General features: G+C 54.3%; 16 protein-coding genes. 11 read left to right on the plus strand and 5 right to left on the minus strand.

Annotated elements, in window-relative coordinates; genetic code table 11:
* Positions 1-133 precede the first annotated feature (133 nt).
* From leuD to leuL, 5 genes are all read right to left on the minus strand, one after another.
* Positions 134-739: a 3-isopropylmalate dehydratase small subunit gene (gene leuD, locus IAE27_RS06660; RefSeq protein ID WP_004108149.1), complete on the minus strand. Its 606-nt coding sequence runs from the start codon at positions 737-739 to the stop codon at positions 134-136.
* Between the two features lie 10 nt (positions 740-749).
* Complete coding sequence (gene leuC / locus IAE27_RS06665) at positions 750-2150, minus strand: 3-isopropylmalate dehydratase large subunit (RefSeq protein ID WP_004108147.1); 1401 nt, start codon at positions 2148-2150, stop codon at positions 750-752.
* A gap of 2 nt (positions 2151-2152) precedes the next feature.
* Complete coding sequence (gene leuB, locus IAE27_RS06670; protein WP_004108145.1) at positions 2153-3244, minus strand: 3-isopropylmalate dehydrogenase; 1092 nt, start codon at positions 3242-3244, stop codon at positions 2153-2155.
* Positions 3244-4815, minus strand: coding sequence for a 2-isopropylmalate synthase (gene leuA / locus IAE27_RS06675; protein ID WP_070555823.1), 1572 nt, complete (start codon positions 4813-4815; stop codon positions 3244-3246). Before leuA ends, leuB begins: the two co-directional genes overlap by 1 nt.
* Positions 4816-4910: 95 nt before the next feature.
* A complete protein-coding gene (gene leuL / locus IAE27_RS29970; protein ID WP_009654551.1) occupies positions 4911-4997 on the minus strand; it encodes a leu operon leader peptide in 87 nt (28 codons plus the stop codon).
* Positions 4998-5601: 604 nt separating this feature from the next.
* On the opposite strand from leuL, the gene leuO reads away from it, so the two are divergent.
* The 11 genes from leuO to mraY all read left to right on the plus strand — a co-directional run bounded on the left by leuO (position 5602) and on the right by mraY (position 18442).
* Positions 5602-6570: a transcriptional regulator LeuO gene (gene leuO, locus IAE27_RS06685; protein ID WP_097365569.1), complete on the plus strand. Its 969-nt coding sequence runs from the start codon at positions 5602-5604 to the stop codon at positions 6568-6570.
* A 391-nt stretch (positions 6571-6961) separates the two neighbouring features.
* The gene (ilvI, locus tag IAE27_RS06690) at positions 6962-8686 is read left to right on the plus strand and encodes an acetolactate synthase 3 large subunit (RefSeq protein ID WP_004108124.1); all 1725 of its coding nucleotides are present in this window, start codon (positions 6962-6964) and stop codon (positions 8684-8686) included.
* Between the two features lie 2 nt (positions 8687-8688).
* Positions 8689-9180, plus strand: a complete 492-nt coding sequence (gene ilvN / locus IAE27_RS06695) for an acetolactate synthase small subunit (RefSeq protein WP_004098573.1) — start codon at positions 8689-8691, stop codon at positions 9178-9180.
* 179 nt (positions 9181-9359) lie between these two features.
* Complete coding sequence (gene cra, locus IAE27_RS06700) at positions 9360-10364, plus strand: catabolite repressor/activator (protein WP_004098577.1); 1005 nt, start codon at positions 9360-9362, stop codon at positions 10362-10364.
* A gap of 627 nt (positions 10365-10991) precedes the next feature.
* The gene (gene mraZ, locus IAE27_RS06705) at positions 10992-11450 is read left to right on the plus strand and encodes a division/cell wall cluster transcriptional repressor MraZ (RefSeq protein ID WP_004108122.1); all 459 of its coding nucleotides are present in this window, start codon (positions 10992-10994) and stop codon (positions 11448-11450) included.
* Between the two features lies 1 nt (position 11451).
* Positions 11452-12393 carry a 16S rRNA (cytosine(1402)-N(4))-methyltransferase RsmH gene (gene rsmH, locus IAE27_RS06710; protein ID WP_004108121.1) on the plus strand — a complete coding sequence of 314 codons (942 nt, stop codon included), beginning with the start codon at positions 11452-11454 and terminating at the stop codon, positions 12391-12393.
* Positions 12390-12755 (plus strand): cell division protein FtsL, encoded by a 366-nt coding sequence (gene ftsL, locus IAE27_RS06715; RefSeq protein WP_002888550.1) that lies wholly within the window; start codon positions 12390-12392, stop codon positions 12753-12755. The genes rsmH and ftsL overlap by 4 nt, the downstream gene beginning before the upstream one ends.
* Positions 12756-12770: 15 nt before the next feature.
* Positions 12771-14537, plus strand: coding sequence for a peptidoglycan glycosyltransferase FtsI (locus IAE27_RS06720; RefSeq protein WP_004098582.1), 1767 nt, complete (start codon positions 12771-12773; stop codon positions 14535-14537).
* The gene (gene murE / locus IAE27_RS06725; RefSeq protein ID WP_200092170.1) at positions 14524-16011 is read left to right on the plus strand and encodes a UDP-N-acetylmuramoyl-L-alanyl-D-glutamate--2,6-diaminopimelate ligase; all 1488 of its coding nucleotides are present in this window, start codon (positions 14524-14526) and stop codon (positions 16009-16011) included. Before IAE27_RS06720 ends, murE begins: the two co-directional genes overlap by 14 nt.
* Positions 16008-17366, plus strand: a complete 1359-nt coding sequence (gene murF / locus IAE27_RS06730) for a UDP-N-acetylmuramoyl-tripeptide--D-alanyl-D-alanine ligase (protein ID WP_016807521.1) — start codon at positions 16008-16010, stop codon at positions 17364-17366. Before murE ends, murF begins: the two co-directional genes overlap by 4 nt.
* The gene (mraY, locus tag IAE27_RS06735) at positions 17360-18442 is read left to right on the plus strand and encodes a phospho-N-acetylmuramoyl-pentapeptide-transferase (protein ID WP_004098585.1); all 1083 of its coding nucleotides are present in this window, start codon (positions 17360-17362) and stop codon (positions 18440-18442) included. Before murF ends, mraY begins: the two co-directional genes overlap by 7 nt.

Below are 18442 nucleotides of genomic sequence, written 5' to 3' on the forward strand. Positions count from 1 at the left end.
TTATTTTTTTATCGGCAAAATTTTCTATCTATCAAATCAGTCTGGATATTATATATGTGCGCTAGATCTCATTTTCATCGGCAGAAAAAAGCCCGGATGTTCGTCCGGGCTGAGATAGCAATGGCGGTTCGCCTTAATTCATAAAAGCCGGCAGTTTTTTCTCATAGGCCGAGATGGCCTCTTCGTGCTGCAGGGTCAGACCGATGCTGTCCAGGCCGTTAAGCATGCAGTGGCGGCGGAAAGCGTCAATTTTAAAGCTCCAGGATTTATCGCCAGCTTTCACGACCTCGGCTTGCAGATCGACTTCAAACTTAATGCCGGGCTGAGACTGGACCAGCTTAAAGAGCTCATCAACCTGTTCTTCGCTCAGCGTGACCGGCAGCAGCTGATTGTTAAAGCTGTTGCCATAGAAGATATCGGCGAAGCTGGGCGCGATGACGACTTTAAAACCGTAATCGGTCAGCGCCCACGGCGCATGCTCGCGGGAGGAGCCGCAGCCGAAGTTTTCTCGCGCCAGCAGGATAGAGGCGCCTTTATACTCCGGAAAGTTCAGCACGAATTCCGGGTTAGGCTGTTCGCCTTTATCGTCCAGGAAGCGCCAGTCGTTAAACAGATGGGCGCCAAAACCGGTACGCGTGACTTTCTGCAGAAACTGTTTTGGAATGATTGCATCAGTATCGACGTTCGCGGCATCCAGCGGAACCACCAGGCCGGTATGTTGGATAAATTTCTCTGCCATGAGGGTTTCCTTATTTCAAGCTACGGATATCGGCGAAATGACCGGTAACGGCCGCCGCGGCTGCCATGGCCGGGCTAACCAGATGGGTGCGCCCGCCGCGGCCCTGACGGCCTTCAAAGTTACGGTTGCTGGTGGAAGCGCAGCGCTCGCCCGGATTCAGGCGGTCGTTGTTCATCGCCAGGCACATAGAGCAGCCAGGTAAACGCCACTCAAAACCGGCTTCAATAAAGATTTTATCCAGACCTTCCGCTTCGGCCTGCGCTTTCACCGGGCCGGAACCTGGGACGACCAGCGCCTGAACGCCCGGCGCCACTTTACGGCCTTTAGCGATCTCGGCGGCCGCGCGTAAGTCTTCGATGCGCGAGTTGGTGCAGGAACCGATAAAGACTTTATCAATCGCTACTTCGGTTAACGGTACGCCAGATTTCAGCCCCATATAGGCCAGCGCTTTTTCCGCGCTTGCGCGCTCTACCGGGTCGTTGAACGATGCCGGATCCGGGATGATGTCGGTGACGGATATCACTTGCCCTGGGTTGGTGCCCCAGGTGACCTGCGGAGCAATATCTTCCGCCTGCAGCGTGACAACGCTGTCAAACGTCGCGCCATCATCGGTAGTCAGGGTCTTCCACCAGGCGACGGCTTCGTCAAAATCCTGGCCCTTCGGCGCGTGCAGACGGCCTTTCACGTAATCGAAGGTGGTTTGGTCAGGCGCCACCAGGCCCGCTTTCGCGCCCATTTCGATCGCCATATTGCACAGAGTCATACGGCCTTCCATGCTTAAATCACGGATGGCTTCGCCGCAAAATTCGACAACATGACCGGTGCCGCCGGCGCTGCCGGTTTTACCGATAATCGCCAGAACGATATCTTTGGCGGTGATGCCCGGGGCTGCTTTACCCTTGACCTCAATCTTCATGGTTTTGGCGCGGCCCTGCTTCAGCGTCTGCGTTGCCAGAACGTGCTCGACTTCGGAGGTGCCGATACCGAATGCCAGCGCGCCGAATGCGCCATGGGTTGCCGTATGGGAGTCGCCGCAGACGATGGTCATGCCCGGCAGGGTCACACCCTGTTCCGGCCCCATCACGTGCACGATGCCCTGGTAAGGGTGATTCAGGTCATACAGTTCAACGCCGAACTCTTTGCAGTTTTTAATCAACTCCTGCATCTGGATACGCGCCATTTCGCCGGACGCATTAATGTCTTTAGTTTGCGTCGATACGTTGTGATCCATCGTGGCGAAGGTTTTACCCGGCTGGCGTACCGGACGTTTATGGGCGCGCAGGCCGTCAAACGCCTGCGGCGAGGTCACCTCATGAACCAGATGACGGTCAATGTACAGCAGCGGGGTTTCGTTTTGCGCTTCATAAACGACGTGAGCATCAAACAATTTTTCGTATAACGTCTTCGCCATGATTACACCCCTTCAGCGACATAGCGGGCAATGATATCGCCCATTTCATCGGTACTGACCGCCGCCGCACCGCGCGCTAAATCGCCGGTACGTACGCCTTCTTCTAATGCGCGGTTGATCGCGTTCTCAATCGCAGTGGCCGCGTTGTCGGCATCCAGGCTGTAGCGCAGCAGCAGCGCCAGCGAGAGGATCTGTGCGATAGGGTTAGCGATGTTTTTGCCGGCGATATCCGGCGCGGAGCCACCTGCTGGTTCATATAAACCAAAGCCTTGCTCGTTGAGGCTGGCTGACGGCAGCATGCCCATCGAACCGGTAATCATGGCGCATTCGTCAGACAGGATGTCGCCGAAAAGGTTGGAACACAGCAGAACGTCGAACTGAGAAGGATCTTTAATCAGCTGCATGGTGGCGTTGTCGATGTACATATGCGACAGCTCAACGTCAGGATACTGCTTACTGATTTCACTAACGATTTCACGCCATAAAATAGAGGACTGCAGGACGTTAGCCTTATCAATAGAAGTCACTTTGTGACGACGTTTACGGGCGGATTCGAAGGCAATGTGCGCGATACGCTCAATCTCGAAGCGGTGGTATACCTCGGTATCAAATGCTTTTTCATGCTGACCGCTACCTTCGCGACCCTTCGGCTGGCCAAAGTAAATGCCGCCGGTCAGTTCACGCACGCATAAAATGTCGAAGCCGTTGGCGGCGATATCGGCGCGCAGCGGGCAAAACTCTTCCAGCCCCTGATACAGCTTAGCCGGACGCAGGTTGCTGAATAATTTAAAGTGTTTCCGCAGGGGCAGCAGCGCACCGCGCTCCGGCTGCTCAGCGGGCGGCAGATGCTCCCATTTCGGTCCGCCAACGGAGCCGAACAGAATTGCGTCAGCCTGCTCGCAGCCTTCAACGGTAGACTGAGGCAGCGGAGTGCCCTGACGATCGATGGCGATACCGCCAACGTCATGCTGGCTGGTGGTAATGCGCATATCAAAACGGTTGCGAACGGCTTCCAGTACTTTCATTGCCTGGTTCATGACTTCCGGGCCAATACCATCACCTGGTAAAACAGCAATATGGTAATTCTTCGACATTACACGGTTTCCTTATTGTTCTCTTTATTCTGAGCTTTGCGTTGCAATTCTTTTTCGACTTCAGCGGCGCGCCAGATATTGTTCAGGACGTGAACCATCGCTTTCGCGGAGGATTCCACGATGTCCGTCGCCAGGCCAACGCCGTGGAAGCGGCGGCCGTTGTAGTTTGCCACGATGTCCACCTGGCCCAGCGCATCCTTGCCCTGACCCTTGGCGTTCAGGTCATATTTGACCAGCTCAACCTCATAGCCGGTGATGCGGTTAATCGCCTGGTAGATGGCGTCAACCGGCCCGTTGCCGTTGGCGGCCTCAGCTTTGGTGTCTTCGCCGCAGACCAGCTTCACGGAGGCGGTTGCGATGTCGCTGGAACCGGACTGCACGCTGAAGTAATCCAGACGGAAATGCTCCGGTTCTTCCTGTTGTTTGTTAATAAAGGCTAACGCTTCCAGGTCATAGTCAAATACCTGGCCCTTTTTATCCGCCAGCTTCAGGAACGCTTCATACAGGTGATCCATGTTGTAGTCGCTGTCCTTATAGCCCATCTCTTCCATACGGTGTTTCACCGCCGCGCGGCCGGAGCGGGAAGTCAGGTTCAGCTGTACCTGGTTCAGACCGATAGATTCTGGCGTCATGATTTCGTAGTTTTCGCGATTCTTCAGCACGCCATCCTGGTGAATACCGGAAGAGTGGGCGAAGGCGCCGGTACCGACGATCGCTTTATTGGCAGGAATCGGCATATTACAGATCTGGCTGACGGTCTGGCTGGTACGCCAGATTTCCTGGTGATTAATGCGGGTGTGCACATTCATAATGTCTTTGCGCACTTTAATCGCCATAATCACTTCTTCCAGCGAGCAGTTACCCGCGCGCTCGCCGATGCCGTTCATTGCGCCTTCAACCTGGCGAGCGCCGGCATGGACCGCGGCGAGGGCGTTACCCACCGCGATACCCAAATCGTCATGGGTATGGACGGAGATAATGGCTTTATCGATATTGGGAACGTGTTCGTACAGGCCGGTTATGATATTGGCGAATTCGAACGGCATGGTGTAGCCAACGGTATCAGGGATATTGATGGTCGTTGCGCCGGCATTTATCGCGGCTTCGACGACGCGGGCCAGATCCGCAATCGGCGTACGGCCAGCATCTTCACAGGAAAACTCAACGTCGTCAGTGTAGTTGCGGGCGCGCTTAACCATATAGATGGCGCGTTCAATCACTTCATCCAGATTACTGCGCAGCTTGGTCGCGATGTGCATCGGTGAGGTGGCGATAAAGGTATGAATACGGAAGGCTTCCGCGACCTTCAGCGATTCCGCCGCAACGTCGATATCTTTTTCAACGCAGCGGGCCAGCGCGCAAACGCGGCTGTTTTTGATGGTGCGTGCGATGGTTTGCACGGATTCAAAATCGCCCGGGGATGAAACCGGAAAACCGACTTCCATCACGTCAACGCCCATCCGCTCCAGGGCCATAGCAATCTGCAGTTTCTCTTTCACACTCAGGCTGGCTTGTAACGCTTGTTCACCGTCGCGTAAGGTCGTATCGAAAATAATGACTTGCTGGCTCATGGTTTAGATCCTTGGTCTGTGTCCTGGCGCCTTGCTAGCGAGCATAAAAAAACCCGCGCATTGGCGCGGGTTTTATAGTCTTGCTGGAAGATGACTTAACGATGAACGTCGCCCAACAGCCTACCGCGCAAAATGGATGCGTTTAGTAGTAGTAGGCTGAGAAAGCGAATGCTGCGAATCATTGCGTCATGCTCCAGATGAAATCGTTATGCTTTTAGAGTTACTGGATATGGGTTTTGATGTCAACCCCCGGGCGTAGAAAACGTCTTTTTACCTAACAGGCGCATTAGCTAATTGTGCTGACGATCGCGCTTTTTGGCCGATGATCCTTTTTTGGACATCACTTCATGTTGAGTTATTTTCACCATTTGATAATTTTTATTTTCAATTGAATCTTCATGGATATCGCTGTCGCGCAGGATGATATCCTGATGAAAATTATAAACTTATTTGTTTTGTGAATGTGTTTGTGAATATGATGGTTCATTATCAATGATAATAAAATGTGAAGTTTAAGGATGGCTTAAGCTGATATTTTAATAATGCTTAAGTTAAAGTTAACCACTGCTGTTATTGTTTATTTTTGATATTTATGGGTACACTTGATTTTATCAAGTAAACAATATGGTTTAAGTGGTCGCGGGTACTTTCAAATGCAGACTTTTCGTCGCCACTCATAACCTTGATATATTCCTAAAATTCATCTTTGCCCTTTTGTAAATGTCATATGCATGATAAATGATATTCTGAGAATTAATTACTGCACTTTGGCAAAGGGAATTTAGCGTGACAGTGGAGTTAAATATGTTAAATGAAGGTACTGAATATAAGTCGACCTCTGAGGTAGAAAACACAAAACCCCAGCTGCGGATGGTCGACCTCAATCTGTTAACCGTATTTGATGCGGTAATGCAGGAGCAAAATATCACCCGTGCGGCGCACTCTTTGGGAATGTCCCAGCCGGCGGTCAGCAATGCGGTCTCGCGCCTGAAAGTGATGTTTAATGATGAGCTGTTTGTTCGTTATGGGCGCGGCATCCAGCCTACGGCGCGGGCTTTCCAGCTATTTGGTTCCGTACGGCAGGCTCTGCAGCTGGTGCAAAACGAATTACCGGGCTCGGGCTTTGAGCCGCTCAGCAGCGAGCGGGTCTTTAATTTATGCGTGTGCAGCCCGCTGGATAACGCTTTAACTTCGGTTATTTTCAACAAAGTTGGCGAGATTGCGCCCAACATTCATTTGGTCTTTAAATCGGCATTGAATCAAAACACGGAACATCAATTACGCTATCAGGAAATTGAATTCGTTATTGGTTATGAAGAGTTTCGTCGTCCTGAGTTTGCCTGCGTACCTTTATTTAAAGATGAAATGGTACTGGTGGCAAGTCGCAAGCATCCGCGTATTTCCGGGCCGCTGATGGAAAATGATATTTATCAGGAGGAGCACGCCGTTGTCGCTCTTGATCGTTACGCATCATTTAGTCAGCCATGGTATGACACTGCGGATAAACAGTCTCGTATTGCCTATCAAGGCAACGCAATGGTTAGCGTATTAAACGTTGTTTCCCAAACCAATATGGTCGCTATCGCGCCGCGCTGGCTGGCCAGCGAGTTCGCCGATAAGTTGGATTTGCAAATATTACCTCTACCGTTGAAGGTCAATAGCCGTACCTGCTATCTCTCCTGGCATGAAGCGGCAGGCCGCGATAAAGGCCATCAGTGGATGGAAGAATTGCTGGTGAGTATCTGCCAGCGCTAAACTGTCGCAATACAAACGGGGGCTTCGGCTCCTGCTTTGTGTGACAAAAATCACTAAATGCAGAATTTTATTCTGTTTGCATTGTTCGGTAACCAACGCGGTCAGATAAAAAATGGATGATTTGCTGCTGTTGGTTATTTTCCCCGAGCATTGACTATCATATTTTCTTATCGCCGAAGTTTTTCACCGTGTTTTACCTGCGAATCTTTCTTTTATTCTTTTAATGCCGGTCAAGCGCCGACGCTCGCCAATTGCCTGCCCGTAAGCGAGCAGTTATGGTAACGGCATGCAGTCTATTCATCTCAATGCGAAGCTATTGCGCTTCGTCTTGTGCGAGCGCGCGGAAATCGGATTCCGCTGTCGTTAAAAACAATAAGCCGGGAGGCAAACCATGGAGATGTTGTCAGGAGCCGAAATGGTCGTCCAGTCGCTGGTCGATCAGGGCGTCAAGCAGGTGTTCGGTTATCCCGGGGGCGCGGTCCTCGATATCTATGATGCGTTACACACCCTTGGCGGAATCGATCACGTTCTGGTCCGTCATGAGCAAGCGGCCGTTCATATGGCGGATGGTCTTGCTCGCGCAACGGGCGAAGTCGGAGTGGTACTGGTGACCTCGGGCCCGGGGGCGACCAACGCCATCACCGGCATTGCGACGGCTTATATGGATTCCATCCCGCTGGTGATTCTTTCCGGCCAGGTCGCGACCTCCTTAATCGGTTACGATGCTTTCCAGGAGTGCGACATGGTTGGCATCTCCCGACCGGTGGTAAAGCACAGCTTTCTGGTTAAGCAAACCGAAGATATCCCCGGCGTACTGAAAAAAGCGTTTTGGCTGGCCGCCAGCGGGCGCCCTGGTCCGGTCGTCGTGGATTTACCGAAAGATATTCTCAACCCGGCTAAAAAACTGCCCTACAGCTGGCCGGATACGGTTAGCATGCGTTCTTATAATCCGACGACGTCCGGTCATAAAGGGCAGATTAAGCGAGCGCTGCAGACGCTGATAGCGGCAAAAAAACCGGTCGTTTATGTAGGGGGCGGGGCGATCAATGCGCAATGTGAACCGCAGCTATACGCGCTGGTTGAGAAACTGAAGTTACCGGTAGCTTCATCGCTGATGGGGCTGGGCGCTTTCCCTGCGTCGCACCAGCAGGCATTAGGGATGCTGGGCATGCATGGGACCTATGAAGCCAATATGACCATGCACAATTCCGACGTGATTTTCGCCGTTGGCGTGCGCTTTGACGATCGTACGACGAATAACCTGGCCCGCTACTGTCCGAACGCTACGGTGCTGCATATTGATATCGATCCGACTTCGATATCCAAAACCGTTCCTGCCGACGTGCCTATTGTGGGTGACGCTCGCCTGGTGCTGGAACAGATGCTGGAGCTGCTCGAACACGAGGAGACACAGCAGCCACTCGATGAAATTCGCGACTGGTGGCAGCAAATTGAACAGTGGCGCGCGCGTCACTGCCTGCAATACGACACGCAAAGCGGCAAGATTAAACCGCAGGCGGTTATTGAAACGATCTGGCGGCTGACTAACGGCGATGCGTACGTAACGTCCGACGTCGGTCAGCATCAGATGTTCGCCGCTCTCTATTATCCTTTCGATAAACCGCGGCGCTGGATCAACTCGGGTGGTCTGGGAACCATGGGGTTCGGCCTTCCTGCTGCGCTTGGCGTGAAGATGGCGCTGCCGGAAGAGACGGTCATTTGCGTCACCGGCGATGGCAGTATCCAGATGAATATCCAGGAGCTCTCCACCGCGCTGCAGTACGAGCTGCCGGTGCTGGTGCTGAACCTGAATAACCGCTACCTCGGGATGGTGAAGCAGTGGCAGGATATGCTCTATTCGGGCCGCCATTCGCAATCCTATATGGAGTCACTGCCTGATTTTGCCCGCGTAGCGGAAGCCTATGGCCATGTGGGCATTCGTATTAGCGACCCGCAGGAACTGGAAGCGAAACTCGCTGAGGCGCTGGCGCAGGTGCGTAACAATCGACTGGTTTTTGTCGATGTGACGGTTGATGGCAGTGAGCATGTATACCCTATGCAGATCCGCGGCGGCGGTATGGACGAGATGTGGCTGAGCAAAACGGAGAGGACCTGATTATGCGCCGGATATTATCAGTATTACTGGAGAACGAATCGGGTGCTTTATCCCGCGTGATCGGCCTCTTTTCCCAGCGTGGTTATAATATTGAAAGTCTGACGGTAGCGCCGACGGACGATCCGACGCTCTCCCGCATGACGATTCAAACCGTTGGTGATGAGAAAGCCATTGAGCAGATCGAAAAGCAGCTGCATAAGCTGGTCGACGTTCTGCGCGTTAACGAGCTTGGGCAAGGCGCGCACGTAGAGCGTGAAATTATGCTGGTGAAAGTGCAGGCGAGCGGCTATGGACGCGATGAGGTGAAACGCAATACGGAAATCTTCCGCGGGCAAATTATCGATGTCACGCCGTCTATCTATACTGTTCAACTGGCGGGAACCAGCGACAAGCTGGATGCGTTTTTGGCTTCTCTGCGCGACGTGGCGCGAATTGTTGAAGTCGCCCGCTCGGGCGTGGTTGGTTTATCTCGCGGTGACAAAATCATGCGTTGAGCCCTGAAACTGACGTAAAAATAGCCCGACACAGCGTGCCGGGCTATTTTTTTGCGAATTCGGTGGGAACTGTGGACTAAAGCGGTTGCTGCGCTTACTTTTCTGCGCTTAGATGTTATAAAAACGAGCTCGTACCTGAAGAATGGTTATGTTCTGTACTTATTACCCAAGGGGCAATTGTGAAACTGGATGAAATCGCCCGGCTGGCCGGCGTCTCGCGAACGACCGCTAGCTATGTGATTAATGGTAAAGCGAAGCAGTATCGCGTTAGCGATAAAACTGTTGAGAAGGTGATGGCGGTCGTTCGTGAGCACAACTATCACCCCAACGCGGTTGCTGCAGGCTTGCGTGCAGGACGTACGCGTTCTATCGGTTTGGTTATCCCGGACCTGGAAAACACCAGCTATACGCGCATCGCTAATTACCTGGAGCGTCAGGCGCGCCAGCGCGGCTATCAGCTATTGATCGCTTGCTCCGAGGATCAGCCGGATAACGAAATGCGCTGTATTGAGCATCTGCTGCAGCGACAGGTCGACGCGATTATCGTTTCCACCTCATTACCGCCTGAACATCCGTTCTATCAGCGCTGGGCTAACGATCCTTTCCCGATTGTCGCCCTCGACCGCGCTCTCGATCGAGAACACTTCACCAGCGTAGTTGGTGCCGATCAGGATGATGCCGAAATGCTTGGTGCGGAGCTGCGTAAGTTTCCCGCTGAAACGGTGCTGTATCTCGGCGCTTTGCCGGAGCTTTCCGTGAGCTTCCTGCGCGAGCAGGGATTCCGTACGGCGTGGAAGGACGATCCCCGAGAGGTACATTTCCTCTATGCAAATAGCTATGAGCGAGAAGCCGCGGCCCAGCTTTTCGAAAAGTGGCTGGAAACTCATCCGATGCCTCAGGCGCTATTTACAACTTCATTTCCGTTACTGCAGGGGGTGATGGACGTCACGCTGCGCCGGGAAGGGAAGCTGCCTTCTGAACTGGCCATTGCCACTTTTGGCGATAACGAGCTGCTGGATTTCCTCCAGTGCCCCGTTTTGGCCGTGGCTCAGCGCCACCGCGATGTCGCGGAACGCGTGCTGGAGATCGTGCTCGCCAGCCTTGATGAACCGCGGAAGCCCAAACCGGGTTTAAGCCGCATACGGCGCAACCTTTATCGTCGCGGCAGCCTGAACCGTCGCTGAGCACAATACCAGGATTATTCGTAGAAAATTCGCCAGACGGAGACGCGTCTGGCGATAATCTGGATAAATGACGTAAAAATTGCAGGGTTAAGGATCTTTCAGACAAATCCTTAATCTTCCTGACATCTCTTTTAATTCTATTCTTAGCGCCATTTATTTAGCGGTTTAATTAACCGATAAAAGGATTAGCGTATTTATTTGTATTATTTTGTTACATTCGGCGGATGAGTTGCTGAATTAACACTCATTTCCTCACGCTTATGCTCGCCAAAAGCGCTGTACCCCGCAGTAAGAGAGCCTCCCCAATGAAAACTGGTGCTGTTAACGGTCATCAGAATGGCCTAAAATGCCGCTCGCGTCGCAAACTGACACTTTATATTTTCCCTCAGAAGATATTTTGCTGCTTTTAACTGTTACAAGTTTGTTGGTTGTTTTCTTACCGATATTCATAACGTTAATTTGCCTCGTTTGTTGGTTGATTTTTCCTCAGGGCGAATATCGGCTGTAAATAATGGGTTTTTGAGCTCTGTTGGGATTCGTGCTGGCTTGACAAGCTTTTCCTCCGCTCCGTAAACTCCTTCTTGTGGGAATTTGTGGGGTAAAGTGGCGAAAAGGGGTGAGGCTGGCATGTTCCGTGGGGCAACGTTAGTCAATCTCGACAGTAAAGGCCGTTTGGCCGTGCCGACGCGCTACCGCGACGGGCTGATCGAGGACGCTTCCGGTCAATTGGTGTGCACCATTGACATCCATCACCCATGCCTGCTGCTTTACCCTTTGCCTGAGTGGGAAATCATCGAGCAAAAATTATCGCGTTTATCGAGCATGAACCCCACCGAGCGGCGCGTACAGCGTTTGCTTTTGGGACATGCCAGCGAATGTCAGATGGATAGCGCCGGGAGGCTATTAATAGCCCCGGTGCTGCGGCAACATGCCGGGCTGACAAAAGAAGTGATGCTGGTCGGGCAGTTCAATAAGTTTGAGCTGTGGGATGAAACGACCTGGTATCAACGGGTCAAGGAAGATATCGACGCTGAGCAGTCCGCTTCCGGGGAACTGTCGGAGCGCCTGCAGGATTTGTCTTTGTAAAATGATGGAAAATTATAAACACACTACGGTACTTCTGGATGAAGCCGTTAACGGCCTGAATATTCGTCCTGACGGTATCTACATTGACGGTACCTTCGGCCGCGGCGGTCACTCGCGTCTGATCCTCTCCCAACTGGGAGCGGAGGGACGCCTGCTGGCGATAGATCGTGACCCACAGGCTATCGCCGTCGCGAAAACTATCGATGATCCCCGCTTTTCCATCGTTCATGGTCCATTTTCTCAGCTGGCCGACTATGTAGGCGAGCGCAACCTGACCGGCAAGATCGACGGTATTTTGCTCGATCTTGGCGTCTCCTCGCCGCAGCTGGATGACGCTGAACGCGGCTTTTCTTTTATGCGTGATGGCCCGCTGGATATGCGTATGGATCCGACGCGCGGCCAATCTGCCGCTGAATGGCTACAAACCGCCGACGAAGCCGATATCGCCTGGGTCATCAAAACTTTTGGTGAAGAGCGTTTTGGTAAACGTATTGCCCGCGCCATCGTCGAACGTAACCGCATCGAACCGATGACGCGCACCAAAGAGCTGGCGGAGGTCGTTGCGGCGGCAACGCCGGTGAAAGACAAATTCAAACATCCCGCGACCCGTACCTTCCAGGCGGTGCGCATTTGGGTAAATAGTGAACTGGAGGAGATAGAGCAGGCGCTAAAAAGCTCGCTCAGCGTGCTTGCCCCGGGCGGGCGGCTCTCAATTATTAGTTTCCACTCGCTGGAAGACCGTATTGTGAAGCGTTTTATGCGTGAGCAAAGCCGCGGTCCGCAGGTTCCGGCTGGGTTACCGATGACCGAAGAGCAGCTTAAAAAACTGGGCGGCCGTGAGCTAAGAGCATTAGGCAAGTTGATGCCGGGTGAAAAAGAGGTAGCTGAAAATCCTCGTGCCCGTAGTTCAGTTCTGCGTATTGCAGAGAGGACGAACGCATGATCGGCAGAGTGACAGAAGCCCTAAGCAAGGTTAAAGGGTCGATAGGAAGCAACGAGCGCCATGCTTTGCCTGGCGTGATCGGAGACGACCTTCTGCGGTTCGGGAAGCTGCCACTCTGCCTGTTCATTTGCATCATTATTACGGCGATTACGGTGGTGACAACGGCGCACCATACTCGCCTCTTAACGGCGCAGCGCGAACAACTGGTTCTGGAACGCGACGCGCTGGATATTGAATGGCGCAACCTGATCCTCGAAGAAAATGCTCTCGGCGATCACAGTCGGGTTGAGCGGATCGCGACCGAGAAGCTGCAGATGCAGCACGTCGATCCATCACAAGAAAATATCGTTGTACAGAAATAAGGATTATTGCGACGCATGAAAGCAGCGCCGAAAACGCCAAAAGCAAAACGTCAGGAAGAACAGGCCAACTTTATCAGTTGGCGTTTTGCGTTGCTGTGTGGCTGTATTCTGCTGGCGCTGGGCTTCCTGCTGGGCCGCGTGGCCTGGCTACAGGTGATTAGCCCGGACATGCTGGTACGCCAGGGCGATATGCGTTCTCTGCGCGTGCAGGAGGTTTCTACCGCGCGCGGAATGATAACCGATCGTTCCGGCCGTCCGCTGGCGGTGAGCGTACCGGTAAAAGCGATCTGGGCTGACCCGAAAGAGCTGCATGAAGCGGGCGGCGTCACCCTGGACAACCGCTGGAAGGCGCTGGCCGATGCGCTGAATATGCCGCTGGATCAGCTGGCATCGCGCATCAATACCAACCCACGGATGCGTTTCATCTACCTGGCGCGTCAGGTGAACCCTGATATGGCCGACTACATCCGTAAATTGAAGCTGCCGGGGATTCACCTGCGGGAAGAGTCCCGCCGCTACTATCCGTCGGGCGAAGTAACCGCTCACCTCATTGGCTTCACTAACGTTGATAGCCAGGGGATTGAGGGCGTTGAGAAGAGCTTCGATAAGTGGCTCACCGGCCAGCCCGGCGAGCGTATCGTACGTAAAGACCGCTATGGCCGGGTAATAGAAGATATTTCGTCCACCGATAGCCAGGCCGCGCATAACCTGGCGCTGAGCATCGATGAACGCCTCCAGGCGCTGGTTTATCGCGAACTGAACAATGCAGTGGCGTTCAACAAGGCGGAGTCAGGCACAGCGGTTCTGGTCGACGTCAACACCGGCGAAGTGCTGGCAATGGCTAACAGCCCTTCGTACAACCCGAATAATTTCGCCGGCACCTCTAAAGATACCATGCGTAACCGCGCCATTACCGACGTGTTTGAGCCGGGTTCAACGGTGAAGCCGATGGTGGTGATGACGGCCCTTCAGCGCGGCATTGTTAACGAAAATACCGTGCTGAATACCATTCCTTACCGAATTAACGGCCACGAAATCAAAGACGTGGCGCGCTACAGCGAATTGACCCTGACCGGGGTGCTACAGAAGTCGAGTAACGTCGGTGTTTCTAAGCTGGCGTTAGCGATGCCGTCCTCAGCGTTAGTAGATACTTACTCACGTTTTGGGCTTGGAAAAGCGACCAATTTGGGGTTGGTCGGAGAACGCAGTGGCTTATACCCTCAAAAACAACGGTGGTCTGACATAGAGAGGGCCACCTTTTCTTTCGGCTATGGGCTAATGGTAACGCCGTTACAGTTAGCGCGAGTCTACGCAACGATCGGCAGCTACGGCATCTATCGCCCGCTGTCGATTACCAAAGTTGATCCACCGGTTCCGGGCGAGCGCGTCTTCCCGGAATCACTCGTTCGTACCGTTGTTCACATGATGGAAAGCGTGGCGTTGCCCGGCGGCGGCGGCGTGAAGGCGGCGATCAAAGGCTATCGCATCGCCATTAAAACCGGTACGGCGAAAAAAGTAGGGCCGGATGGCCGCTACATCAACAAATATATTGCTTACACCGCAGGCGTTGCGCCCGCCAGCCATCCGCGCTTTGCGCTGGTGGTGGTGATCAACGATCCGCAGGCGGGCAAATACTACGGCGGCGCCGTTTCAGCGCCGGTCTTCGGTGCCATCATGGGCGGCGTGCTGCGTACCATGAACATTGAACCGGATGCGCTGGCAACGGCTGAAAAAAGTGAATTAGTGATTAATCAAGGCGAGGGAACAGGTGGCAGATCGTAATTTGCGCGACCTTCTCGCTCCGTGGGTGCCAAATGCGCCGGAGCGAATTCTGCGAGAAATGACGCTGGACAGCCGGGTGGCTGCTTCTGGCGATCTTTTTGTCGCGGTTTTAGGTCATCAGGCGGACGGGCGTCGTTATATCCCGCAGGCGATAGCGCAAGGTGTTGCTGCCATTATTGCTGAGGCCAAAGATGAGGCCCATGACGGCGAGATCCGTGAAATGCACGGGGTGCCGGTTATCTATCTCAGCCAACTCAACGAGCGCTTATCCGCGCTGGCCGGGCGTTTTTACCATCAGCCTTCAGAACAACTGCGCCTGGTGGGCGTCACCGGAACTAACGGTAAGACCACCACGACGCAACTGCTGGCGCAATGGGCGCAGCTGCTTGGCGAAACCAGTGCGGTAATGGGAACCGTAGGCAATGGCCTGCTGGGGAAAGTTATCCCAACGGAAAACACCACCGGTTCGGCTGTTGACGTTCAGCACGTCCTTTCTGGCCTGGCAGGGCAGGGTGCGACGTTCGCCGCGATGGAAGTTTCCTCTCACGGCCTGGTGCAGCACCGCGTCGCCGCGCTGCAGTTTGCCGCGTCGGTCTTCGCCAACCTGAGCCGCGATCACCTTGATTACCACGGTGATATGGAGCATTACGAAGCGGCAAAATGGCTGCTCTACTCAACTCACCATTGCGGTCAGGCGATTGTTAATGCGGACGATGAAGTCGGTCGCCGCTGGCTGGCGAAACTGCCGGATGCGGTTGCCGTATCGATGGAAGATCACATTAACCCGAACTGCCGTGGCCGCTGGCTCAAAGCCACTGCAGTGAACTATCACGACAGCGGCGCAACCGTTCAGTTTGCTTCCAGCTGGGGTAACGGCGAGATAGAAAGCCGCTTGATGGGCGCCTTTAATGTCAGCAATCTGCTGCTGGCGTTAGCCACCCTGCTGGCGCTGGGTTATCAGCTTGCCGATCTGCTGAAAACCGCCGCGCGCCTGCAGCCGGTATGCGGGCGTATGGAAGTGTTCGCCGCGCCGGGTAAACCGACCGTGGTCGTTGATTATGCCCACACGCCCGATGCGCTGGAAAAGGCGCTGCAGGCGGCGCGTTTGCACTGCAGCGGTAAGCTGTGGTGCGTATTCGGCTGCGGCGGGGATCGCGACAAAGGCAAGCGTCCGCTAATGGGCGCTATCGCCGAAGAGTTTGCCGATATTGTGGTTGTCACCGACGACAACCCGCGCACTGAAGAGCCGCGGGCGATTATTAACGATATTCTGGCCGGCATGCTGGACGCGGGCCATGCCAGAGCGGTGGAGGGGCGTGCGGAAGCGGTGACGAATGCAGTGATGCAGGCGAAAGAAAACGACGTCGTTCTGGTGGCGGGCAAAGGCCACGAGGACTATCAAATCGTCGGCAATCGCCGGCTCGATTATTCTGACCGCGTCACCGTGGCGCGTTTGCTGGGGACGGTAGCATGATTCGCTTGACTCTCAGCCAGCTCGCCGACATCACGCGCGGCGAGCTGCACGGCCGCGATGTGGCGATTGATGACGTCACCTCCGATACCCGTAAAGTCACGGCGGGCTGCCTGTTCGTGGCGCTAAAAGGCGAGCGTTTTGATGCTCACGATTTTGCCGAACAGGCGAAAGCTGCCGGTGCGGGCGCGCTGCTGGTCAGTCGTCAGCTGGCCTGCGATTTACCGCAGGTAGTGGTGAAGGATACGCGCCTCGCGTTCGGCGAACTGGCCGCATGGGTGCGTCAGCAGGTTCCGGCGCGCGTAGTCGCGCTGACCGGATCTTCCGGAAAAACCTCGGTCAAAGAGATGACCGCGGCGATTCTGAGCCAGTGCGGGAATACGCTCTATACCGCAGGTAACCTGAACAATGATATCGGCGTGCCGATGACGCTGCTGCGCCTCACCCAGGAACATGACTACGCGGTCATCGAGTTAGGCGCTAATCATCAGGGCGAAATTGCCTGGACCGTTAGCCTGACCCGCCCCGAAGCCGCGTTAGTGAATAACCTGGCCGCTGCCCACCTGGAAGGTTTTGGCTCTCTGGAAGGCGTGGCGAAAGCTAAAGGCGAAATTTACACCGGCCTGCCGCTCAACGGCATCGCGATTATGAACGCCGACAATAATGACTGGCTGAACTGGCAAAGCGTAATTGGCGAGCGTAAAACCTGGCGTTTTTCGCCGAATGCCGCCAACAGCGATTTCACGGCAACCAACGTTCACGTGACGTCGCATGGGACTGAATTTACCCTGCAAACCCCATCGGGCAGCGTTGATGTCCTGCTACCGCTCCCGGGGCGCCATAACATCGCTAATGCGCTGGCCGCAGCGGCGCTGTCAATGGCGGTTGGTGCGACGCATGAGGCGATCAAAGCGGGTCTGAAAGATCTGCAAGCAGTACCAGGGCGTTTATTCCCGATCCAACTGACCGACAGCCAGCTCCTGCTGGATGATTCCTATAACGCCAACGTTGGCTCGCTAACCGCCGCGGTACAGGTGCTGTCTGAGATGCCGGGCTATCGGGTACTGGTCGTCGGCGATATGGCTGAACTCGGCGCGGAAAGCCAGGCGTGCCATCGTCAGGTGGGCGAAGCGGCAAAAGCGGCCGGGCTCGATCGCGTACTGAGCGTCGGTACGCTGAGCGCAGAAATCAGCGGCGCCAGCGGAGTTGGCGAACATTTTAGCGAGAAGGCCGCGCTGGTGACTCGCCTGCGCGAGCTTACCGCAGAACATAAAATTATGACCATTTTAGTGAAAGGTTCACGTAGTGCCGCCATGGAAGTGGTAGTACGCGCATTACAGGAGAACGGAACATGTTAGTATGGCTGGCCGAACATTTGGTCAAATATTATTCAGGCTTTAACGTCTTTTCCTACCTGACGTTTCGCGCCATTGTCAGCCTGCTGACCGCGCTGTTCATCTCGCTGTGGATGGGCCCGCGCATGATCGCCCGTCTGCAAAAACTCTCCTTTGGCCAGGTTGTACGTAACGATGGCCCGGAATCTCACTTTAGTAAGCGCGGTACGCCAACCATGGGCGGGATCATGATCCTGACCGCCATTGTTGTCTCCGTTCTGCTGTGGGCTTACCCATCCAACCCCTACGTCTGGTGCGTACTGACGGTTCTCGTCGGCTACGGCATCATCGGCTTTGTCGATGACTATCGCAAAGTTGTGCGTAAAGATACTAAAGGCCTGATTGCTCGCTGGAAGTACTTCTGGATGTCGGTGATTGCGCTGGGCGTTGCCTTTGCGCTGTATATGGCGGGTAAAGATACGCCGGCGACTCAGCTGGTAGTGCCGTTCTTTAAAGACGTGATGCCGCAGCTGGGCCTGTTCTACGTCCTGCTGGCCTATTTTGTTATCGTTGGGACCGGTAATGCGGTCAACCTGACCGACGGTCTCGATGGGCTGGCGATTATGCCAACCGTATTCGTTGCCGCCGGCTTCGCGCTGGTGGCCTGGGCGACCGGTAACATGAACTTCGCCAACTACCTGCATATCCCTTATTTGCGTCACGCCGGTGAACTGGTAATCGTCTGTACGGCGATTGTTGGCGCGGGTCTGGGCTTCCTGTGGTTTAACACCTATCCGGCACAGGTCTTTATGGGCGATGTGGGTTCGCTGGCACTCGGCGGCGCGCTGGGTATTATCGCCGTGCTGCTGCGCCAGGAATTCCTGCTGGTGATTATGGGTGGCGTATTTGTGGTGGAAACGCTCTCGGTGATTCTGCAGGTCGGCTCCTTCAAGCTGCGCGGTCAGCGCATTTTCCGCATGGCGCCGATTCACCATCACTATGAACTGAAAGGCTGGCCGGAACCGCGCGTTATCGTGCGTTTCTGGATTATTTCGCTGATGCTGGTGCTGATTGGCCTGGCGACGCTGAAGGTACGTTAA

The sequence above is a fragment of the Klebsiella sp. S69 genome, from assembly GCF_016516145.1.
In the GTDB taxonomy this organism is placed as follows: Bacteria; Pseudomonadota; Gammaproteobacteria; order Enterobacterales; family Enterobacteriaceae; genus Klebsiella; species Klebsiella oxytoca.

Coding starts and splice junctions, on each gene's coding strand:
- leuD (WP_004108149.1), bottom strand. CDS start 739: ATGGCAGAGAAATTTATCCAACATACCGGCCTGGTGGTTCCGCTGGAT.
- leuC (WP_004108147.1), bottom strand. CDS start 2,150: ATGGCGAAGACGTTATACGAAAAATTGTTTGATGCTCACGTCGTTTAT.
- leuB (WP_004108145.1), bottom strand. CDS start 3,244: ATGTCGAAGAATTACCATATTGCTGTTTTACCAGGTGATGGTATTGGC.
- leuA (WP_070555823.1), bottom strand. CDS start 4,815: ATGAGCCAGCAAGTCATTATTTTCGATACGACCTTACGCGACGGTGAA.
- leuL (WP_009654551.1), bottom strand. CDS start 4,997: ATGATTCGCAGCATTCGCTTTCTCAGCCTACTACTACTAAACGCATCC.
- ilvI (WP_004108124.1), top strand. CDS start 6,962: ATGGAGATGTTGTCAGGAGCCGAAATGGTCGTCCAGTCGCTGGTCGAT.
- ilvN (WP_004098573.1), top strand. CDS start 8,689: ATGCGCCGGATATTATCAGTATTACTGGAGAACGAATCGGGTGCTTTA.
- mraZ (WP_004108122.1), top strand. CDS start 10,992: ATGTTCCGTGGGGCAACGTTAGTCAATCTCGACAGTAAAGGCCGTTTG.
- rsmH (WP_004108121.1), top strand. CDS start 11,452: ATGATGGAAAATTATAAACACACTACGGTACTTCTGGATGAAGCCGTT.
- ftsL (WP_002888550.1), top strand. CDS start 12,390: ATGATCGGCAGAGTGACAGAAGCCCTAAGCAAGGTTAAAGGGTCGATA.
- IAE27_RS06720 (WP_004098582.1), top strand. CDS start 12,771: ATGAAAGCAGCGCCGAAAACGCCAAAAGCAAAACGTCAGGAAGAACAG.
- murF (WP_016807521.1), top strand. CDS start 16,008: ATGATTCGCTTGACTCTCAGCCAGCTCGCCGACATCACGCGCGGCGAG.
- mraY (WP_004098585.1), top strand. CDS start 17,360: ATGTTAGTATGGCTGGCCGAACATTTGGTCAAATATTATTCAGGCTTT.